Source organism: Pontibacillus halophilus JSM 076056 = DSM 19796, from assembly GCF_000425205.1.
GTDB classification, from domain to species: domain Bacteria; phylum Bacillota; class Bacilli; order Bacillales; family BH030062; genus Pontibacillus_A; species Pontibacillus_A halophilus.
This window is the reverse complement of the sequence record NZ_AULI01000034.1, coordinates 1-1653: the sequence shown is the minus strand read 5'-3', so window position 1 is coordinate 1653 and position 1653 is coordinate 1. Positions and strand designations below refer to the sequence as shown.

Genomic DNA, 1653 nt, shown 5'->3' with positions numbered 1-1653 from the left:
ATACGAACCCACAGTACCCTCGGTTACCTAAGTCCAATAGAATTCAAATCGAAGCACCTTAATTAAACTGTCTAGTTTAGTGTTGACATTCCACAACTAACCTTCTTATTCTTACAAACCCTTTATGAGCAAGGAAGTCCTAGCTTACTCATCCGTTTTCTTACGGTTATCTGCTTCGGGATTGATTTATGGGTAACGCAATAGATAGGAGGTCTTTATGAATAGCTTTGTGAAATGGACTTTAGGCATACTTGGAGTTTTAGTCGCTTTGGTCGGATTTTTCGTCATTCTATTTATTGTAGAGATGACTCCTAGTCAAGAGAAAGAAGAGGAGATAACACGAAAAGCAACCGCATATCTAAAATCTCATTATTCTGGTCAAATGGAAATCTACGATACGCTGTTCGATAACATGGGTAATTTCGAATTTGAGTATGCTGCTAAGGTAAGCAATCGTGATAATGGCGTTAGCTTTCTTATCTATGAGAACAGCTTGGGTAAAATGGTGGATGACTATGCTGTAAGTTACTATGAGCATGAATTACACAATAAAATTGCTGATGATATCAAAGAAAGATTCAGCGAAATAGAGATAATCACAGTGAGTTATGCTGGGACGTCTATTGAGGGCGCATATATAGGCGAGGTTGACTTGCCTAAAATACAAGAAGTAGGTGCAACACCGTCCTTGATGATATGGCTTGATCGAGGAAGCGAAGCGAACGATGAAGACATGGTTGATGAATTAATAGATCGATTAAAATACGATATCGGTCTTCCACACGCTACTATTAGTGTAGAGTATACCCCAAACTCCAACGAGCAGAGGTTGAGTAAGCAGTATTAAGACTGTAACAGAGAATCGTATCTTAGTAACTAGTAAGAAAGGGCGATGGGTTTGTTTCCTTGAAAGTAGACCAGAGTCTATACTTATCACTTATTCGGAGGTCAAATCATGGAGATTGTAGCAACTAGTGAGATTTCAAAGTCTAAAGTTAATCATTTCTTTGAAGTGCAATGGGGTACCACAGAAATGGTTATTTCTTCTGGCATCTATGATTGCAGTCAATTAAATGGGTATGCCGTATTCGATTCAAACAACGCAATTATAGGGTTAATCACATACATAATCATCAAAGACGAATGCGAAATTATCTCTTTAGATAGCATGGAAGAGAACAAAGGGATAGGCACCTCACTATTGCAAGCAGTAGAGAGAACTGCATTAGAGAATGAGTGCAAGTGTATAAACCTCATAACGACTAATGACAATTTGTTAGCACTTAAGTTCTACCAGAAACGAGGCTATGAGTTAGCACAACTCTTAAGATATGCAGTAGACGAAGCAAGGAGGTTGAAGCCAGAGATCCCATTAGAAGGAAACGACGGGATTCCAATCAGAGACGAGATAAAATTGGAGAAGGTATTATACTGACAGACAAGGTGAGCAGCCAGTCCTTAATGATTTGGCTCTGTTAAAGCTGGATGTTGATAGTTATAGAAAAAGGACTTCCAATTCCGTGGAAGTCCTTTTTGGTTTATTCTCTTTTGCACTAATGCACCCGTTAATTAAATAGTGTAATATCCTTTATTTCTTTATCAACACGTATTGCTTATCTTCTAAAAAGAATGTTTCGCAAAGATGATTTATAT

The 1653-nt window shown here is 38.0% G+C and carries 2 protein-coding genes; both read left to right on the top strand.

From position 1 onward, the window contains the following. Nucleotides 1–217: 217 nt before the first annotated feature. Entirely contained in the window at nucleotides 218–847 is a 630-nt protein-coding gene (locus H513_RS21045; protein WP_051240135.1) for a hypothetical protein, read from the top strand. 108 nt (nucleotides 848–955) lie between these two features. Continuing rightward, nucleotides 956–1435, top strand: a complete 480-nt coding sequence (locus H513_RS0117580) for a GNAT family N-acetyltransferase (protein WP_026801894.1) — start codon at nucleotides 956–958, stop codon at nucleotides 1433–1435. The last annotated feature ends 218 nt before the right edge of the window (nucleotides 1436–1653 follow it).

Bases quoted from the DNA above. Each gene is read 5' to 3' on its own strand.
- H513_RS21045 (WP_051240135.1), top strand. From the start codon at position 218: ATGAATAGCTTTGTGAAATGGACTTTAGGCATACTTGGAGTTTTAGTC.
- H513_RS0117580 (WP_026801894.1), top strand. From the start codon at position 956: ATGGAGATTGTAGCAACTAGTGAGATTTCAAAGTCTAAAGTTAATCAT.